Below are 18,627 nucleotides of genomic sequence, written 5' to 3'. Positions count from 1 at the left end.
TATAGTCATCATATTTTACTTGTAAACGCCAAGAGACTCAAATCCCCGACAACTTTTACGAAGTCGGGGATCTTTTTGTTCATAACTCATTTATCATTGCTAGATGTGTTTCAGATAATGCACAATTGCCTCTGCTGTTGACAAGTTAGTAGCCAATAAAACTTGATTAATAGTGCATAATCTTAACAGTGCTTCTTCATTTGCTTGACCAGGCTGAGGTTGCAGCAAATCTCGCAGGAAAATAACTGCTACAATTTCTCCGGCTCCAACCAATGAAGCAATTGTTTGATATCCTCCAGAAGTTGGTGCGGGAGTTTGTTGACTAATCGTTATCCCTGCCTGCTGATGTAAAACTTCACTAACAGATGGCCAGGTAATTGTAAAACTCTGCGAGAAAAATTCCTGATGTTCCAAAACCAATTCAGCAAGTTCTGATTTTTTGCTTTCATGAGCAATCAGCACTATGTTTCTTTCAATGATTGCTTGAGGAGACTCACTAACATTTGTTTCTTCTGGAGTTTCATCAAAATGAGCTTCTTCTACTTCAGGAATTGCTTCAATAGTTTGATTGATGCTCTCAGTAGCTCCACTTTCTGTTGTTTCCAAAGATGGAATATAACCGAAGTCAGAAATTTCGCTTATTTGTGCAGCAACACCATCAACATATAGACTAACTTCTTCAGTACTTGCATTACTCAAATCAATATATTGATTGCTTAAAACTTCCGCAACGGCATCATCAGGTGTAGTTGATGCTTCCGAAACTTCGCTTATTGTTTCATCCACCGCAGAAGTAGGTTCTACTTCCTCAACATCTGCGCTGTCTGCTGCTGTAACTGACCTATCCCAATCTATTGCTTCATCAATGATATCCCGTGTAACTTGGCTCTGCTCCTCTGCTGCTTGTGGCTGAATTTCTTCGTTTTCAACAATTTCACTGGTTTCTTCTACTACTGGCGTATCTAAATTCACTACTTCATCGTGAGTAGTTTCATCAATGATATCCGGTGTAACTTGGCTCTGCTCCTCTGCTGCTTGTGGCTGAATCTCTTCGTTTTCAACAACTTCACTGGTTTCTTCTGCGACTGGCGTATCCAAATTCACTACTTCATCGTGAGTAGTTTCGCGAATGTCACTCTCCTCCTCAGATACATGGTGGAAAATATCGCGCGGCTGGACGGAGGTAACTTCTGCTGCTAGTGCTGCCTCCAATGCATTTTCATCGTAGGTAGCTTCGGGAGTGACGCTTTGTACAGGAACTTCGTTCAAAATATCACGTGGCTGTACGAAGGTAACTTCTGCTGCTAGTGCTGCCTCTAACTCTGCATCCTCGTCGTAGGTAGTGTCTGGAATAGCACTTGTATCACGCTGTTGTACGAAAGTAGATTCTGTCGCCAGTGCTGCTTCAAAATCTCCAGCCTCATCATGGTTAGCTTCTGGAAGAACACTTTCTTCTTCAGGAGTTTCAATGATGCTTTCAGGTGCAGCTATGGCGTTATCAGGTTCAGTCAAAGAAACTTCTGAGGCTTCGCTGACTTCTGGAACTTCAACTTCCTGACTATCGGCGCTGACTTCTGGTGTAACTAATGTCCGCAAATCCACAACATCATCACGAACATCGTGTGGAACTTCGCTAACTGCTGCTGGTGTCTCAACAACAGGAATGACATCATCAGGTTGAGTCGAAACAACTTCTGAGATTTCGCTGATTTCGGAGGCAGGGGGTGCTTCTACTTCGGAACTAATTGGCGGTGAAACTTCGCTAACTACCTCTGGGGTTGGGGCTGGATTAACAACATTGGCAGCGTTGACATTTTCAGGCGATCGCGATCGAGAAAACAGTGAAGGATCTATAATTCTAAAGACTGTCTCTGGTTGCTCATAAGCAGGAGCAACTGCTTCCAAAATCAAAACATAATCTGCAATCCGAATAATATCTCCATCACTCAAAGAATATGGTCGATCTTTTTCAGCCTGTTTCCCATTAACTATTGAACCATTTCTACTGCCAAGGTCAGAAAAGTAGTAATTTCCACTTTTAACAAAAAACTTAGCATGTACCCGACTGATATCAGGGCTGTCTAGGACTAAATCAGAATCAGGAGAACGACCTATTACCCATTCTCCTCTTGTTGGAGTTTCTGTGGTCAGGTCAACTTCATTGACTTCACTTAAATTTGGTGAGTAGCTAACTTTAACTTTCATATTAATTTTTGGTTAATTTTATTGATTTCTGCTACCCAACGCTGACGGGTAGTGTGTTCTAAATTTAAAATATCATCTTGTGACCAGTGGAAATGATAAGCAATAAAAGCTACCTCCTCATATAAAGTATCAGAGGGGTAGCTTACGACTCCCCCGCTAGTTCTAGCTCCACTGAAAATTGAGTATTGCAGTGGGGACATTGTGTTGGAATGTGTACATTGCCTTGTTGATTGATTCGATTGTAAAATTCTCGGAGATAGGCAATGTCATGTAGGAGAAGTCCTTCGAGTAAATCAGGACTAACAGAGTTGAAACTGCCCAAGCGAGTGATAACCCGCGCAAGCATTACCAAGACACCGTAAGCCGGATTTTCTTGAACTTTGCGCTCTTGTTGCACCAAAATTTCATCTTTGGCGGTGGCTAAACGCATCACCCCATGACGATGTACTCGTTGTTCGCCATCACTCAATCCTCTAGGAAGAGTGAAAGCAAATTCTGTGCAGAGAGTATCCTTTTTACGGCGCATAGGTTAATTTTATTTGGGCATTAGGCATTGGGCACTTGTACTGAGCGGAGCCGAAGTATTGGGCATTAACTGGTTCCCAGCCTGGAGGCTGGGAACCCATTCTGGGAGGCTCCGCCTTCTCTTTGTTGACAAGAGGTAGAACCTCTGAGAATACATTCCCAGCCTGGAGGCTGGGAACGAGGCTAAACTCCATTAATGAGTCTTTGCTCTCTGCTCCCAATGCCCAATGCCTCATTCAATTATGAAGAAGTGCTTCGGGAGAATTTACTGTATCTTCCGGTATGGAAGTTTCGCCTTCCAACCCATTGATTCGACGGTAAAAATCTTGGAGATAATTTAAATCTTGAGAAAAAAAGTTTTCCACGATTGCAGGAGTAACTTCTGATAAAGCACCCAAACAAGTAATCACTCGCGACAAGATAATAATTGTGGCATAAACGGGATTCGCTTTAACGCGGGGGTCACGCAAGGGTGCAATCTCGTCTATCGCCGTTGATAACCGCATTACACCTTTGCGGTGGAGGTTGCCTTCAGAGTCTAGATACCCCTTTGGCAGTGTAAATTCAAACTCTGTGGGAAACATAATTCTCCTAATTATTTCACGCGTTTAAATTCCTCAAAAGCAACCTCTACCTCCTCAATTTCGATGTCATGGCTGCGGGCGTTGACATCGGCAATTTTGTAACTTGCAGGCCAAGCACCGGCTAATTCAAATCTAGCTACTTCTTCATTTGCCTGATTATAAATAGACAAAGCAACAAGTCTACGTTGCTGTGACCAATTACCTTTTTCGACTTTTTCAAACCACTTCCAAAAATCCATAGAGTTGGTAGTACCTCTACGCAGAATGAGATTACCACTCTTGGGATTGCTAGGAAGCTTGGTTCTCACCACCTGACCTTTGGATTGTCCTTTTGTACCCCAGGTTTGAGAAGTGACTTCAGTAATTTCAATTACCTCTTGTGTTCTTTTAAAGCCTTGACACTCCAAAAAGAAACAATTGGCATCGTTTTGACCTTCTAGTGTCAGTTCTAAATAGAACCGATGGGCTGTCAGAACTTCTGGAATTCGGCTTGCGGATTGTACCACTGTTAATTACTGCAAATGCTAATTATTTGATTCGTTTAATTCCTTCGTGAACCAATTCAACTGTTTCATTTGCCATATCACCACCAGAGGCTGTTAAGGTAGGCCCGGTGTATTTACAGGGATAACAATTGACAATGTTCCAACGTGCTTTTTCTGAGCCTTGTTGGTCATAAGCAACTACTGAACCAGTTTTACGATTCTGTGCCCACTTCCGAGGGTCTCCCATGTCTTCGTTACAGTCTTGATACCATTTATAAAGGTCTATATCATCAGTGGCGATGACTTTTACTGTAATATTGGTAAATTTAACAACAGTTGGTGTAGCTTGACGCATGAGTTTAGCGCCTTTAGATGAACCGTGAACTTCTTGCGCTGGTGTATTTTCAACGCCTAGTCCGCTAATTTCTTTGATGAATTTATCAGTAATTCCATCAGCCTCGAAGTAAAACTTACAAGAGGTTAAAAATTCGCCTGCCATACTTTTAGACTCCTTTGTGTGTGGTTAATTTGGGAATGGGGAACAAGAATTTTAGATTTTAGATTTTGGATTTTAGATTGAAATTTAATCCAAAATCCGCAATCCAAAATCCAAAATTGAATTGCCCTATTCGCTATCTTCAATGCCATTCCATTGGCTGATGCGGAAAACAACAAATTCCGCCGGTCTGACGGGACAAACACCGACTTCAATATATAAACGTCCTAAAATTCTGGTTTCTGGTGGGTTCAATTCTTCGTCGCACTTGACATAGAATGCTTGGGCTGGAGATGCACCAAATAAAGCACCTTCACGCCAGATACGTTCTAAGAAATTACTGACGGTGCGGGTGACACGCGCCCATAAATCTTGGTCGTTCGGTTCAAAAACTACCCACTGAGTCCCTAATTCTAGGGATTTCTCGATATAGCTAATTAATCTACGCACGCTGATGTAACGCCACTCTGTTTTATCTGGCTCAACTAAAGTGCGTGCGCCCCAAATGCGGATACCTCGATTGGGGAAGCTGCGAATGCAATTTATTCCCAAGGGATTTAATAATTCTTGTTCGCGGAAGTTGGTGTCATAACCCAAACCAATTACGCCTCTGGGAACCTCATTGGCTGGGGCTTTGTAAACTCCTCTGGTTTCGTCGGTGCGGGCCCAAACACCCATCACATGACCGCAAGGAGGTACTAAAATTGGATTACCGCGATCGCGTGGATTCGGTACTTTAATCCAAGGATAATAAAGGGCCGCAAACATGGAACGACGGTTAAATCTATTCAACCATTCCACTACTTGTTGCGGTTTGACGGCTTCCGGTGGCGAATCAAGTACAACCATGCGGTTGGGTGGGTTGGGAATATCGCCACTGGCAGAACCCTCGCACATACTAATCATCAACTCGATGATGCCGTGAACTTGATCTAAATTCAGTACTTGCTCTTGATAAGCCCGCATCACATCAGGACAAGCCAGCATTGTGATTTCATCAACTTCAAAGATACCGCGTACCCCGGTGCGATCGTCTCTAACCCCTTCTAAATTTTGTGAAAATCTATCGGGTGTGGCAGCGACAATGGGCGGTGCTAATTCGTATTGACCATTCACCGGACGACGAGCTAAAGGTTGTCCGCTTTGAGTGATGTCTTCTACAGTGACATACATCGAATTTCTCAATGCTGTCAGTGCATAAGTTGCTACTTGAGCATTAGGGTCGCGGTTCATGCTCAAGTTTTCGTATTGCTCTAAAAGTTCATCTCCCCGACGAATTTCGATGGTGAAATATTCGCCTGTATTGGGAGGCGCTTCTCCTTCAGTACCTTCGGGTAGAGGGCGGGGCGAACCATCAACAATTACAATATTTACTAATCCACCTGATGCTTGCTCAGGGCGCAATGTAAAGCGCAGGGCTGGACGATTACCTCTAGCGTTGATTCTGAGGGTAGCCGGTTCTGGAGTTGCAGGTCTGGGTGCGCCTGGTAACTGAGTCCCAATGCTTGTTACCCAGCAACGACCGCCACCATTCATAAAGTAGCCGTAGACTGAAAAGGGTAAATAGGCGTTGAAGTCGGTGAAGCCGTCAGAATTAGGACGAGCAAAGTAGTTTAAAAATTGCGTCCAAGTGGTTACTAGCATGGGCTTGTATAACTCAGCCCCACCGCGAACGTCTTCTGTAAAGCCTACAAATCCGGCAACTGCTGTGCTAACACCTTCAATTGGTCGGCTACCCCGGTCAATTTCTTCGATGTAAACACCAGGAGCAAAGTAATCAAGTCTAGCCATGAAAGTTTCTCCAAGTCAGTAAAAATCTAATTATTCAGGAGTTAGAAATATTTCTTTGAAAGTATTACTTTGGTTATCTACCAATGCATTGACGTTTTGAGGTAAATAGCCTGGATGATTCAGAGTCAAAACATAATTACCTAAATGAAGGTCTTCAAAGAAGAACAACCCTTCTTTAGTAGTTGATATGGACTTGTCAGTTCCTCTCACAGCCACTTCTGTTGCTACCAGCGGCAAATTTGTCACCGCACTTTTGACAATACCTGCGATCGCAACTCGCCTAGTTAGAACTAAACTGTCACTATCGCGAGACAATTGATTTCGCAAATTGAAAATTCGCTCCCAAACCAAAGGCACTGGAGTCGGTTGTGGCTCGAAGGGTATTGTAACTGTCAAATATAAGGCTGAACGCAATGGCACATTGAGAGCGCTCCATAAAGAGCCAATCTCAATTGGCGGCTCTAAGGCAACTGTCATGTTCAAATTACCATAGCCCCGTAATTCAGGAACCAAAAACTCTTCTTCCAAGGTGCGATGGCGCAACAGCACAGTCAATGCCTCACTAATAAAGTGATGCTCACCTAAAGCTGTTCTATCCCAGGCTGTTAATAGCAGCGAAACATCAAACCAAGCTGGTGCCCAATTTACAGTGGCAGGTTGTAGAGCGCGTGTTAGCTTGCGTTCTACTTGCCTGCCAGAATGTTGTACCTGCTTACTCTCACGTATATCAAAAATATATAAATTGAGAGTCGGGCCTGCTCCCTCTTCCCTACGATTACCAGGATGGCTAAAGTCAATTTGCTCTGTACTGGTAAGTGAGGTTCCTCCAGCGAGAATTTCGGCTAAAGTTTGAAGAACGAAGATAAGCATGAAGGTGTGCTGCTGGTAGCTAATCCAGATGCATCTACAGTATATGTATCGGGCTTCTAAAGTTAATTAGACTTTTGTCGATATTTTTTAAATCAGGTATTGGGTCAAGAATCCGTAAAGCAGCAACTTCAGTTTGTAGATTAATCTGGAGCAGTTCTTCAGTGGAGGCACTACATTTTTTTCTTGTGAGGTGGATTGAAAAGCATTGGTGTCAAGTTAAGGCAGAAGCCCAAATGTCAAAGGTATGTTCGTCGAATTCGGGCAGTCGTTTATTGAATTCGGGCAGTCGTTTATTGAATTCGGGGCGTCGTTTATTGAATTCGGGCAGCCGTTTATTGAATTCGGGGCGTCGTTTATTGAATTCGGGCAGTCGTTTGTTGAATTCGGGGCGTCGTTTATTGAATTCGGGCAGTCGTTTGTTGAATTCGGGGCGTCGTTTATTGAATTCGGGGCGTCGTTTATTGAATTCGGGCAGTCGTTTATTGAATTTGGGCAGCCATTTATTATTTTTGTTCAATTTTAATTTGAGGAGGATAAAACCTAAACACAAAAAGACTTTTCATCCAGTAAAGAGCGATGCACTGAGCCGGTCGTTGTGTCCCTAGCTATACTAGTTGACCCAATGATTTCATCCTAACTTGACACTAATGGCTGAAAAGACATCCCAAGTAGTCCATTAAGCTAACGAAAGCTTGGGTACGTAGTCAATACTACTCGGGTTTTGCATTTTGAATTGAAAGTTTGGTTTTGGGAAAGGGTTAAAGGGTAAGGTTTAAGGGTTTTTTCTTTCCCTTTTCCCCTTTCCCCCAAAACCCGACAAGTATTGGGTACGTAGTAAGCATTTCAGTGCTTAACATCAGGACTAAAGTCCTTACTACAAACTTGTTTACACAGCAAAGTTAGCTTGATAATACACATGTGAATACAAACCTTAATAATTATTTGTATGAATTATCTCAAAAGAGAACTTAACAAAAAAATAAACATTCCTGAAACTGCATAATTTTATACTGGTCAGCAGAAGAGTAAAAACATTTAGTTGCAAAAAGCGAGTGAAGCTATGACACTAGGCTTTTCTGTACAAAAACTAGACAATGGCTCTAATTATTTGAGTTCCTCAGACATCCAAAGCTTTTGTCAGCTTGAGTCTGAGCAGTTAACTAGTCAGTATCCAATTTATTTCGCTCGGATTGTCTATCATGATTCATTATTGAGAGCTAATCAAGAGGTAATAAATTATGGTCAAGACCAAGTTCCTTTTTCCCCAAAAACTTTAGCTTATTTGCGTTCGGAAGCATGGCTGACAGATTTTCCGCCTGTTTTGACTTTACAGGAATTTCAGCTGAAGGACTTTTCATCTATTTCTTACATTTGCCCCATATCCTATAGAAATCAGAAAACTGAGTATATTCAAATCATTACTCATGAACCTCTCTCGTCGAGTTTACAACTATATGTAAAACGCTCTGCTATGCTACTGAGTAAATATGTAGATATTTCCTTGGATTATGGCAGACAAAAAACTGAAATTCAACTCCTAGAAAATATCTTGCATCGAGTCGGTCATCAATTACGTAACTCTCTAGGACTTATCGGATTGTATGCACATAATTTATGCTTAGGTTTAAAGGATAGCCCTTGGCAAGAGCAAGCAACAATCATCGGCGAAAGTATACAAGATTTAGATACTAATTTAAATGAACTGATTGATTGCGGTCAAAGTGAAAAATTAAGAGTAACACTTCAAGATTTAAGAAGTTTAGTGGTAGAAAGTATCATAAATTTACAACCTCTAATTAATCAGAAAAAACTTAAAATATTGATTCCCGATACATCGACAATACTGAAGATAGACAAATTACAAATGAAACAAGTTTTTGATAATATCCTCAGTAATGCCGTTCATTTCAGCCCTCATTCAGGAACTATTACCTGTACCTGGCAAATTTTTCAAGATGAAGTTTTAATTAAAATCTCCGATCGAGGACCAGGATTGTCTCAAGAAGACTTACAAAAAATATTTACCCCATTTTATTCCCGACGCCAAGGAGGTACAGGACTGGGTTTAACTATTGCTAAAAAAATCATTTTGGATCATCAAGGAAGTATCTGGGCACAAGTTTTATCAGAAAGTGGGGCACAAATTTCGATGATTTTACCTCGACCAAGGAATGTGAATTAATTTATAATTCATCAGAAAAATATGATTAATGATAATAATAAACTTTCGGTTTTACTCGTAGATGATGAAGAACGCTTTCGTCAAGGTTTACGTACTCTCCTAAATTTTTATAGTATTAATTCTGCGTTACCTGTAGAAGTTATTGGTGATGCAGATTCTGTTGAGCAGGTTTTAAAGTTTACAACTCAGAAGTGTCCAGATTTAATTTTGCTGGATATGCAATTGAAAGGATGTGATGGAATTACAGTTCTGGCACGTCTAAAAGAAGCTGCTTACAGTGGCAAAGTTTTAGTATTGTCGGCTCATCAAGAAGACGATTGGATTTTTAGAGCGATGCAGGGAGGAGCCGCAGGTTATGTGTTTAAAAATCGTGTAGCAACCCAATTATGTGAAGCTATTGACACTGTAACTAGGTCAGAAATTTATCTACCTTCAGAAGTTGCTAGTCGATTTTTCCGGTTTTTTCAGGCTTATTCAGATTCTTGTGTAAAAGCATGTCATGAGGTGCATTTAACCGAAAGAGAGCAAGAAGTTTTGTACTGGTTAACTCAAGGTGCTTCTAATGAAAAAATCGCTAAACATTTGTATGTAACAGTTGCTACTGTTAAGGCGCATCTCACCAGTATTTTTGAAAAATTAAAGGTTACTAGCCGGACTCAAGCGATTGTAACTGCCCTCAAGCTAGGATTAGTTCATGCTTGAGCGCGACGGAAGTAATCGGCGCAATTCACGAAACTTTTTGGATATGGCTTCATTTGAATCTTTTTATCAAGAATACCCCTGCTCGTACAATTCTCCCTTAAGTTGCGATCGCCCCTTCCAAACGGCGCAGCAAATCAAGGGTGCTAAGTTTTGCTTGGAATGTGGTTTTCCAGCAACTTTACCACAGGAGGGTGAGATTAAAGGAAGTCAGGGAACTTATCAAATAACTAGTTTTGTCGGTGTGCGCGGTTTAGGGCGCTTATATTCAGGTGTTCAACTTAAGGACAAACAACCTGTAATCATCAAAGAATACCTGCTCCCCAATCGTTCTTTTAATGAAAGTGAGACTCAAAAGCGGAAAGAGACTTTTAAACGGGTAGGTGGGGTAAGTTTAGCCGATAGTCGAATTCAAAACTTTCGTCTGGTGGAAACGAAAGAAGCGATCGCAGATGAAAAAGGAGAACGCTGCTATCTTATTACTCAAGGAATCGAATCATCCCAAACTTTAGGTAAATATCTCATAGAAAAGGGAGCAATGACATCTCTTGAGGTGCGGGAAGTACTAAATCAAGGTTTACAAACTCTCCAGTTTCTCCACACTCAAAAGCTGCGTTTTCCCTCCAATCAAACACAACTAGGTATCACTCACGGCAATATCAATTTAGATAGTATTTTAATTAAAGTAGAAAATAATCAAAAGTTTTCTATATACTTTTGTGATTTAGCAATCTGGGAAAACTTATTTATTCCCCCAATTATTCCTCAACCTGCTGCCGCCAGACCCGATCAAGATTTAGAATCATTAGGATTATTAGCCTTTTATTTATGGGTAGGTCGGACAACTAATTTTTCATCTAACCAGCCTCTCGACCCTAGAGATAATCAACAATGGCCGGATACTGATAGCTATTTAAGGCAATTTATTTATCGCTTAATTGGGTTGGAAACTCCTTTTGAGAGTGCAGAAGCGGCTCGTAAAGCACTGCTAGAACTTCCTCAAGAAGATCGTGCTAAAAGTTTAAATTCAGCGCGAGCGCCAGGTTCTCAAGAAATAAAAAAGCCTTTGCCAATGCCCTTACTTTTACTAATAATCCTATTTTTATTACTACTTGGTGGCGGAATTTGGTATTGGCTATGGGGTAGGAAAACAGATAATCCTAATCAATATATCCAATGGTCTAAACTTGTACGTAATTTTTCCGAAGTCCCCAACGTTCCTTCTGGACAATTTACTTATACAGGAGAAAAAGATAGTACATGGAGTTTTGTTTTAACGCAATTAGTGGACAACAGCCGTTTAGCAGATTTATTGACCAGACCAAAGCCAGATGCAACCGCAACATTTGACTATAAATCTGTTTTGTCATCAAATATAAATAATCCGATTAAAAGTATCGAAGAAGTTCAAACAAACAAAAAAGATTTTGCCATTACTAGTTTGGTAGATAACATTACAGATAAACTTGCGAAAAAAGCAGTGGCCTATGATGGTTTACTTGTTTTTGTCGCATTTAATAAAAGAGACTCAAATCTTGCCAATGCTCTTGGGGGGCAAATTAATCTTGAGCAATTGCGTCAAATTTACACAGGTAAAATTACTAATTGGCAGCAGATTAATCCTAAACTGCCAAATCTGCCTGTGAAACCTTTTGCCCCAACCGAACCGGAAGCAATCAGTAAATTTCAACAAATAGTTCTGCAAAATGCTCCTCAAGACGAAGCTTTATTTGCAGCGAAAGTTACTAAACTTGATACAACAAAAACCCAAAACCTGATACGCAGTGAAACTTTAGATGGGCGAACTACTGGTATTATCAGTTTTGGGATTATCAGTAAAACTTCGAGTCAGTGTACTGGCTATCCTCTAGCGATCGCCGATGCTAAAAAGTCCGCTATTCAACCTCTGTTTCAAAAGCGCGATCGGCGCTCAATTAATCCCTCAGATGATTTGTGTCAACATGATGATTATTATGTTGATGTCACAACTTTCCAAAGCTACCCCTTGGGATACCCTATTTTTGTAGTGTACCCTAAAGACAGCAACCGCCTACCTGGTGGTTCTACATTTGCCCAGATGCTAACTACTCGTCAGGGTCAGTGTTTACTTAGTAAAGTAGGTCTTGTAGCTTTACAACCTATGCCTGATGATATAAAGTCTTATGCCTGCAAATCGGTGCCCTAATCCTAGTTGCGAATATTTTAACCGCGCCCTGCCTAACAATGCTAAGGTTTGTCCCTGGTGTTCTACCCCGGTGGGTAATGTAGTTTCTGCTACACCACAATCACCTAGTCAACCTCCACCTATTCAACAACAACCTAGTCAACCACCTGTTCAGTATCAGCGGCCGCCTACAGACCAACCTTACCAAGCTCCCCAACAAGCCCCCATTGATTATTCAACAGTCTATCAGCCACGAGTTTCCTATCAACCAACGCCACCTGTTTATACCCCCCCGCCTCAAAGAGCGCCAGCCTTAAAGCTGATTCATAGCACCGGCAGAGAATTTCACCTCATTGGGGAAGGAGGTTATATCGGTCGCCGCAGTCAGAGTCCAGGAATAGCGCCGCCAGAAATTGACTTGACCGGCATTCCCAGTGAGGGAATAGTCTCTCGTCGTCATGCGCGAGTCGATTGGGACTGGTCGCAAAATTCTTACATGATTGTTGATATGAGTACAAATGGTATTTATTTAAACAACAATCCTTTGAATCCTGGTATGCAGTATCGCCTACTGAACGGTGATTCCCTGCGATTTGGTCAGGATAACCTAGTTAATTTCACTGTATATGTAGTGTAGTAAAAAGCTGATTTTATAACTTTTAATTAACAAGACTGGGGGCTTAACAACAAGCTTAAGCCCTTTGTTAAAGATAGACAAACTTGTGAGCTAAATATATTTAGTAAACTCTGCTGTTGACGACTCATTTTTACCTTCTTAAATCTAAAATTCGGCCATTAGTCATTTTCGCTTATCCCGAAAGACAAAGGACAATAGACAAATGACGCTGGACGGAGGACAAAGGAAAAATGAGCAATGTATTTCGGGAATTTCTGCAAAAAGTAGGCAGCGGAAACCACACATCTAAGAATTTAACTCGTATTGAAGCAGTCACCGCTACTCAAATGATGCTGCTGGGTGAAGCGACACCAGCCCAAATTGGAGCCTTTTTGATTGCTCACCGAATCAAGCGTCCTACGGGAGAAGAGTTAGCCGGAATGTTGGATGCTTATGAGGAACTGGGGCCAAAACTGCAACCCATAGCCTCTGGGCGACCTGCGATCGCTCTTGGCATTCCTTATGATGGTAGGACACGCACAGCACCGATTAGTCCCGTCATAGCTTTACTACTCGCCGCAGTGGGACAACCAGTGGTAATGCATGGTGGCGATCGCCTACCAACAAAGTACGGCTTACCCCTGATAGATATTTGGCAGGGTTTAGGAGTCGATTGGACTACTTTACCCCTAGCACAAACTCAACAAGTGTTTGAGCAAACGGGAATCGGCTTTATTTATCTACCTCAGCATTTTCCCTTAACTACAAGTATTTGGGAGTACCGCGACCAACTGGGCAAACGTCCGCCGTTGGCAACAATGGAGCTAATCTGGTGTCCTTATGCTGGGGATGCTCACGTAATTGCTGGGTTTGTCCATCCACCGACAGAACGGATGTTTCAGATCGCTTTCGGACTGCGAGGAGTGACAAAATTTACATTAATCAAAGGATTGGAAGGTAGTTGCGACTTACCGCGCGATCGCACTGCAATCATCAGCTTATCTTCATCCGTAGCACCCCAAGAGGTAGAACGATTGCACCTCGTACCGCGCGATTACGGCTTTACTACCAAGAACGTACCCCTTGGAACTACTGAAGAACTGGTGGCGGATATTCAAGAGGTTTTGGCAGGTAAACCAGGTGAATTGATGCAAACAGCCTTGTGGAATGGCGGATTTTATCTATGGCGCAGTGGTATTTGTTCAGATATGCCAGAAGGTTTAGCTAAAGCAGAAGAATTATTAACCAATGGTGTAGCAGCAGCTAAACTCCAAGAACTGAGCCAGGTAGTAACTTCAGTATCAGCAGATGTACCCTTTAGGGTGTCAACGACTTCTCCAAAATAGATTTTTGTTCCAACCAATCTTTACCTACTTGGATACTGATATCCGATGCCAGGTTGCCAGTGCTTTCCACCCGCACTTCTCCAAATCCCAAAGTGCTGCGAATTGATTCGGCACTGTCACCATCTCCTTGTTGGGCGACAATATGAGTTACATCTAGAGGTTCACCCCATGCCTTGGCCACATAGATATTGCGATATCCAGATTTTTCCAAGGCTCTAATTAACGGTTGCAGGTTAGAGCGATCGCCACCTGTACTATCTTGAATTGCTACACGCAAAGAGCGGGGGTTAGTTGTACTTGCCAGCTGTTCCTGTTCTGACTCCACACCAAAGTGTTGAGCCATCAGTTTCGCAATCCCATCTTTGTTGGGCAACCAATAGCTAGCATCAAACTCATTCTTTTCGCTAAAGCGACCTGGCAGCATTAACATTTGCATATTAGAGCGATTTGTCCGCACCCCAAAACCCATTAGTGCCACTAACTCTTCAACCGTCAAGTTAGTATCAATGTGGTCTTTCACGACATCAAGAACTTTAGGTAATTGAGCAACAGTCGCTGGGTTGAGTGTTTGCTCCATTAAAGCGCGGATGACCATTTGCTGGCGCTGAATCCGACCAATATCACCGAGTTCGTCATGGCGAAAACGCAGCAATTGTAGTGCCTGATCGCCGTTGAGATGCTGCTTACCCGCCTTCAAATTGATGTACAAATGCTGAGAATCATCTTGATATTTCATATCTTTAGGGACGTAGACAGTCACGCCACCCAAAGCATCAATCAGCTTGGCAACTCCCAAAACGTTAATTCGGATATAGCGATCGATTCCCACCCCACCTAAGAGATTACTGACGGTTCTAGCAGTCAAAGCTGGCCCACCGTCAACATTGGCAGCATTAATTTTTTTCACTCCATATCCCTCTATTTGCGTGCGGGTATCTCTGGGAATGGAGAGCATATTTATTTTTTTCGTCTCTGGATCGAATTTGACCAAGAGCATCACATCGGAAAGACCATCAAAAGAGTTGACTTGGGGCAGGTATTTGAGATTTTTGGTATCTTCAGGAGGGTTTTGGATATCTGGCGGAAGTACGCTCATTCCCATCACCAAAAGATTCACTGGACGAGTTAATTCTGAAAATCGCAGCACACCTCCAGAAATGCGCTCGCTATCAAAGGCCGCCTCATCCTTTGGAGTTAGCTGGGCTTGTTGCAAAGGCGTACTCGTCAAAGACACCGCCAAAAGCGCCCCCGCAGTTGCAGATACCATCGCAATACCACCCATACCTACCCAAAACCACAGCCACCGTCCTGATGTCGAGCTTTGGGGAATTTTTTTATTGGACTTTGAGGCTTTTCCCGACTGGTTTTCTTCCGCCGAACTTCTTTGAATGGTCACAGACTTCCTCACACTTACTCACTAATCAAATTCAGTAATTTTGCAGACTAAAAACACCCAAACAAATCAACCCATAATAGCTAACTCTTAATTATCGGTGCTAACTTTTTTAATGTAGTGTCAACCACAACACTTATAGCAGCATTTATTCTTTTTTTGGGACAACCTGGAGATGTTTTACTGAAGTATGGCAATAATAAACTGGATTTGACTAGATATATAAATAAATCTGCCAGAAATTTTCTAAAATTCAGTAAAAACACCGACAATTTATCGCTTTAAAAAATTAAGATAAATACTTGCCAAGCACTCGTTCAGCTAAACTACTAAACCCTGGTAAACGACTAGATTTGCCCTGCATTAGGCGCAAAATCAACCAAATACTTACTAAAAAGTAACCTGACGTAAGAAAGCTATTGAGGATAAATAGACGTAGCGGAAAAAAATCTGAAGTTGCTGCCCCGGTGGCTAATAATAGATAACTCAACAGCCAAGTAAGTGCCAAAGTAATAGACAGACGACTAATAGCAAGTTGTTCCCGATTACCCTGGCCTCGATAGAGCGTCCACAAAGATGGAAAAAAGCCGACGATCGGAACTAAATGTAAAAGCAACTGTGTTTTAGGCATTGGGGATGGGGCATCAAGAAGAGACAAGGTAGACAAGGAAGAGGGGAGAGACTTGGGAGAGACTTGTCCCCCTTGTCCCCCTTGTCCCCCTTGTCCCTCTGCCCCTCTGCTCCCCTGCTCCCTGGCTCCCCTGCTCCCTGGCTCCCCATTCTCTTTTGGTTCAAAATTCTTCATTGGGGTTAGTCTAACTCCTAAACTAGAAGGATGAATAAGACTCATATAGTTAGAGATAATAAGCTGTAAAGAAAAATTTCATTTAGTTCTATTCCGCAATCAGCTCAAAATGCAGACACGTAAGCTACTCGACTGGTGGCAAACATTTACTCCAATAGCGCGAATCGGGGCGATCGCGCTATTCGCTCCGCTGCTAGTTCTCAATGGTTGGGCAATTTCGGTATTTTTCAATTATTTCCATTCTCTCATAGTCATTTTAGTCGGAGCCTCAGTGCTAGCATTTCTGCTCAACTACCCCGTGAGTTGGATGGAGCATCATGGTGCTAGGCGAGAGCAAGTTGCTATTTTAGTATTTCTCTTGGCTTTATCGATTTTATTGGCGTTGGGTGTGACACTTTTTCCCTTGGCTCTTACCCAAGCACAACAACTGGTGGCGCGTTTGCCAGATTTAATCGACTCTGGACGCTCTCAGTTGATGATCTTAAACGGAAAAGCTGAGACTTTTGGCTTACCGATTAACCTCGATGCTCTGGTGGTGCAAATCAACGATCGCGTCAAAGGACAATTACAAGCGATCGCTGGACAAGTTTTAAATCTGGCTGTACTGACAGTTACTAGTCTGCTAGATATTCTCTTGACGATAGTTTTGACTTTTTATCTTTTACAGCATGGGGGTGAACTCTGGGAAAGTTTAGTTGAATGGCTACCTAATAAATTTCGCGAGCCTTTCTCCAAAACAGTCCGCCTCAGCTTCCAAAATTTCTTCATCACCCAGTTGATTTTATCTACCTGTATGGCTTCAGCCCTTATTCCTACCTTTTTGTGGTTAAAAGTGCCCTTTGGATTGCTATTCGGACTAACTATTGGCCTGATGGCTCTCGTTCCCTTTGGCGGTTCTGTAGGCATTGCCCTAACTACACTATTGGTAGCGTTGCAAGATTTTTCAATGGGTGTGAGAGTGTTGATCGCAGCGGTAATCGTACAGCAAATTCTCGAAAATTTAATTGCCCCCCGAATTTTAGGCAATTTTACTGGTTTAAATCCAGTTTGGATTTTAATTTCGGTCTTAACAGGGGCAAGAATTGGCGGACTGTTGGGTGTAATTGTGGCAGTACCTACAGCTGTTGTGATTAAGACTGCTTTAAGTGCCTTGCGTCCTGGTACCGCAACAAACGACAGCGCCATTGGGGAGATAACTGCATCCGTTCCAGGAAATGAGTCATCGAAAGCCGACGACAACAAAACTTTGAGCATTTCTGAAGCAACATTGCCTTAATACAAGAAGGCAGGAGCAGGAAGTGTATCATCAGTTATTTATCAGGAACGGTAAGGGGCAAGGGAAAGGGTAAAAAGCTATTGCTTCTATGGTGGGAGACTATTATTAACCTTTTTCCCTTGACCCCTCTTATTTTTGAAATTCTGTTGCAAGCGATTGCTTAATATCAAAATTTTCCAAATCCTGTGAAAAGTCAGCCTTTACCACCAGAAATGAATGCCAATTGGTGTTTCGCTTCAATATTCTAAATAGCTTTTAAGCTTTTAAATAAATCTAACTTTCAGAATCATTATCTAATTTAGAATTTAGCAAAGGAAACTACTTTGCAAGAAGTGCTTTTAAATTGCAGCAAAGGTGAAATTGCTAGGTTCTGCACTTGCCGATCGATACCATCTCCCTGAATAATCACCTGGGAACGCGACTGAATTAATTCCCGAATTTGTGGACAACCTAGAACAGAATTCAGTTCTGTTAAAGCAAAGATAAGTTCTATATTTAATTTATCTAACGATGGTCGCAATGTCTGGTTTAAGTCTGGCACGTTAGGAAAAGATTTAATGCCTTGCTTTTGCCAGTTTTTAAAATCAGTGGTTTGGATGAGTTTTCCTGCTTTTATTTGTGCTTGAAAAAATGCTGCAACTGTATCGGGTTCTAAATTATGGATTGTTGCTTGCTGCCGAACCTTTAATAGTAACTCTTGTTCGCGCTTTAGATCCTCAATAGGACGTTTGTGATTCCATTTCCATCGGGCTACATCATGTGCAATTAACAATCGCTGCTGGATCAATTTTAGTAATTTATCTACAGGCAGTTGTTGTTCAGCTACCCTGATAGCTTGGATATCTACTAATTTTACTGGCTTAGAGTTTTGAGCAACGAAATATAATTTTAACTTTGCAGCCACTACTGTAGTACTGAAAAAAATTCCAAAGAAAATTATGATGACAAACAACAGTGGATGCTTTCTAAAAAAACTTAAATTCATAGAAAAAAGCTTATACACCCTGCTAATTAGGACAAATTATGAGTAAATCGGTAAGAATACAGTATTTTCAATTTCAAACAAAATATCTCATAGTTACTGACAAAAAGCAAATTCAGGCTTATGGAGGTATTCCTGCATTTCTCACAAGCTTGAGGTGCAGAGAGGCACGAGAGAGGTGCAGAGGGAAAAGAACTTGTACAAGAAC

The 18,627-nt window shown here is 41.9% G+C and carries 18 protein-coding genes; 7 read left to right on the top strand and 11 right to left on the bottom strand.

Features of this window, described 5'->3' with window-relative positions; translation table 11 throughout:
- Positions 1 to 99: 99 nt before the first annotated feature.
- From NSTC731_RS22210 to NSTC731_RS22175, 8 genes are all read right to left on the bottom strand, one after another.
- Positions 100 to 2,205: an FHA domain-containing protein gene (locus NSTC731_RS22210; protein WP_445626819.1), complete on the bottom strand. Its 2,106-nt coding sequence runs from the start codon at positions 2,203 to 2,205 to the stop codon at positions 100 to 102.
- Positions 2,202 to 2,405 carry a DUF6760 family protein gene (locus tag NSTC731_RS22205; protein WP_313931140.1) on the bottom strand — a complete coding sequence of 68 codons (204 nt, stop codon included), beginning with the start codon at positions 2,403 to 2,405 and terminating at the stop codon, positions 2,202 to 2,204. Before NSTC731_RS22205 ends, NSTC731_RS22210 begins: the two co-directional genes overlap by 4 nt.
- Positions 2,348 to 2,731, bottom strand: coding sequence for a hypothetical protein (locus NSTC731_RS22200; protein WP_094347971.1), 384 nt, complete (start codon positions 2,729 to 2,731; stop codon positions 2,348 to 2,350). Before NSTC731_RS22200 ends, NSTC731_RS22205 begins: the two co-directional genes overlap by 58 nt.
- A 235-nt stretch (positions 2,732 to 2,966) precedes the next feature.
- Positions 2,967 to 3,314 (bottom strand): hypothetical protein, encoded by a 348-nt coding sequence (locus tag NSTC731_RS22195; RefSeq protein ID WP_322688381.1) that lies wholly within the window; start codon positions 3,312 to 3,314, stop codon positions 2,967 to 2,969.
- A gap of 11 nt (positions 3,315 to 3,325) precedes the next feature.
- Positions 3,326 to 3,820, bottom strand: a complete 495-nt coding sequence (locus tag NSTC731_RS22190) for a phage tail protein (RefSeq protein ID WP_445626818.1) — start codon at positions 3,818 to 3,820, stop codon at positions 3,326 to 3,328.
- Positions 3,821 to 3,842: 22 nt separating this feature from the next.
- The gene (locus NSTC731_RS22185) at positions 3,843 to 4,298 is read right to left on the bottom strand and encodes a phage tail protein (protein WP_094331970.1); all 456 of its coding nucleotides are present in this window, start codon (positions 4,296 to 4,298) and stop codon (positions 3,843 to 3,845) included.
- A 126-nt stretch (positions 4,299 to 4,424) separates the two neighbouring features.
- Positions 4,425 to 6,086 carry a phage tail sheath family protein gene (locus NSTC731_RS22180; protein WP_445626817.1) on the bottom strand — a complete coding sequence of 554 codons (1,662 nt, stop codon included), beginning with the start codon at positions 6,084 to 6,086 and terminating at the stop codon, positions 4,425 to 4,427.
- Positions 6,087 to 6,116: 30 nt separating this feature from the next.
- Positions 6,117 to 6,956 (bottom strand): Pvc16 family protein, encoded by an 840-nt coding sequence (locus NSTC731_RS22175; RefSeq protein ID WP_322714146.1) that lies wholly within the window; start codon positions 6,954 to 6,956, stop codon positions 6,117 to 6,119.
- A 244-nt stretch (positions 6,957 to 7,200) separates the two neighbouring features.
- Here NSTC731_RS22175 and NSTC731_RS22170 point away from each other — a divergent pair, with 244 nt between their 5' ends.
- From NSTC731_RS22170 to NSTC731_RS22145, 6 genes are all read left to right on the top strand, one after another.
- Positions 7,201 to 7,479 (top strand): hypothetical protein, encoded by a 279-nt coding sequence (locus NSTC731_RS22170; protein WP_445626816.1) that lies wholly within the window; start codon positions 7,201 to 7,203, stop codon positions 7,477 to 7,479.
- 537 nt (positions 7,480 to 8,016) lie between these two features.
- Positions 8,017 to 9,138 (top strand): sensor histidine kinase, encoded by a 1,122-nt coding sequence (locus tag NSTC731_RS22165; protein ID WP_445626815.1) that lies wholly within the window; start codon positions 8,017 to 8,019, stop codon positions 9,136 to 9,138.
- A 21-nt stretch (positions 9,139 to 9,159) separates the two neighbouring features.
- Positions 9,160 to 9,840, top strand: coding sequence for a response regulator transcription factor (locus tag NSTC731_RS22160; RefSeq protein WP_445626814.1), 681 nt, complete (start codon positions 9,160 to 9,162; stop codon positions 9,838 to 9,840).
- 43 nt (positions 9,841 to 9,883) lie between these two features.
- A complete protein-coding gene (locus tag NSTC731_RS22155) occupies positions 9,884 to 12,022 on the top strand; it encodes a substrate-binding domain-containing protein (protein WP_445626813.1) in 2,139 nt (712 codons plus the stop codon).
- Complete coding sequence (locus NSTC731_RS22150) at positions 12,000 to 12,638, top strand: FHA domain-containing protein (RefSeq protein ID WP_445626812.1); 639 nt, start codon at positions 12,000 to 12,002, stop codon at positions 12,636 to 12,638. The genes NSTC731_RS22155 and NSTC731_RS22150 overlap by 23 nt, the downstream gene beginning before the upstream one ends.
- A 230-nt stretch (positions 12,639 to 12,868) precedes the next feature.
- Complete coding sequence (locus tag NSTC731_RS22145; protein ID WP_445626811.1) at positions 12,869 to 13,963, top strand: anthranilate phosphoribosyltransferase family protein; 1,095 nt, start codon at positions 12,869 to 12,871, stop codon at positions 13,961 to 13,963.
- On the opposite strand, the gene NSTC731_RS22140 is transcribed toward NSTC731_RS22145, so the two are convergent.
- Positions 13,935 to 15,359, bottom strand: coding sequence for an LCP family protein (locus tag NSTC731_RS22140; RefSeq protein ID WP_445626810.1), 1,425 nt, complete (start codon positions 15,357 to 15,359; stop codon positions 13,935 to 13,937). The genes NSTC731_RS22145 and NSTC731_RS22140 overlap by 29 nt on opposite strands.
- A gap of 286 nt (positions 15,360 to 15,645) precedes the next feature.
- Entirely contained in the window at positions 15,646 to 15,987 is a 342-nt protein-coding gene (locus NSTC731_RS22135) for a hypothetical protein (protein WP_322693865.1), read from the bottom strand.
- A 283-nt stretch (positions 15,988 to 16,270) separates the two neighbouring features.
- Here NSTC731_RS22135 and NSTC731_RS22130 point away from each other — a divergent pair, with 283 nt between their 5' ends.
- Positions 16,271 to 17,437, top strand: coding sequence for an AI-2E family transporter (locus NSTC731_RS22130; RefSeq protein ID WP_445626809.1), 1,167 nt, complete (start codon positions 16,271 to 16,273; stop codon positions 17,435 to 17,437).
- Between the two features lie 298 nt (positions 17,438 to 17,735).
- On the opposite strand, the gene aroQ is transcribed toward NSTC731_RS22130, so the two are convergent.
- Positions 17,736 to 18,341, bottom strand: a complete 606-nt coding sequence (gene aroQ, locus NSTC731_RS22125) for a gamma subclass chorismate mutase AroQ (protein WP_445626808.1) — start codon at positions 18,339 to 18,341, stop codon at positions 17,736 to 17,738.
- Positions 18,342 to 18,627 lie beyond the last annotated feature (286 nt).

It is taken from the genome of Nostoc sp. DSM 114167, assembly GCF_052692655.1.
The sequence above is the reverse complement of the archived record's forward strand: the minus strand, read 5'-3'. Positions and strand labels throughout refer to the sequence as shown.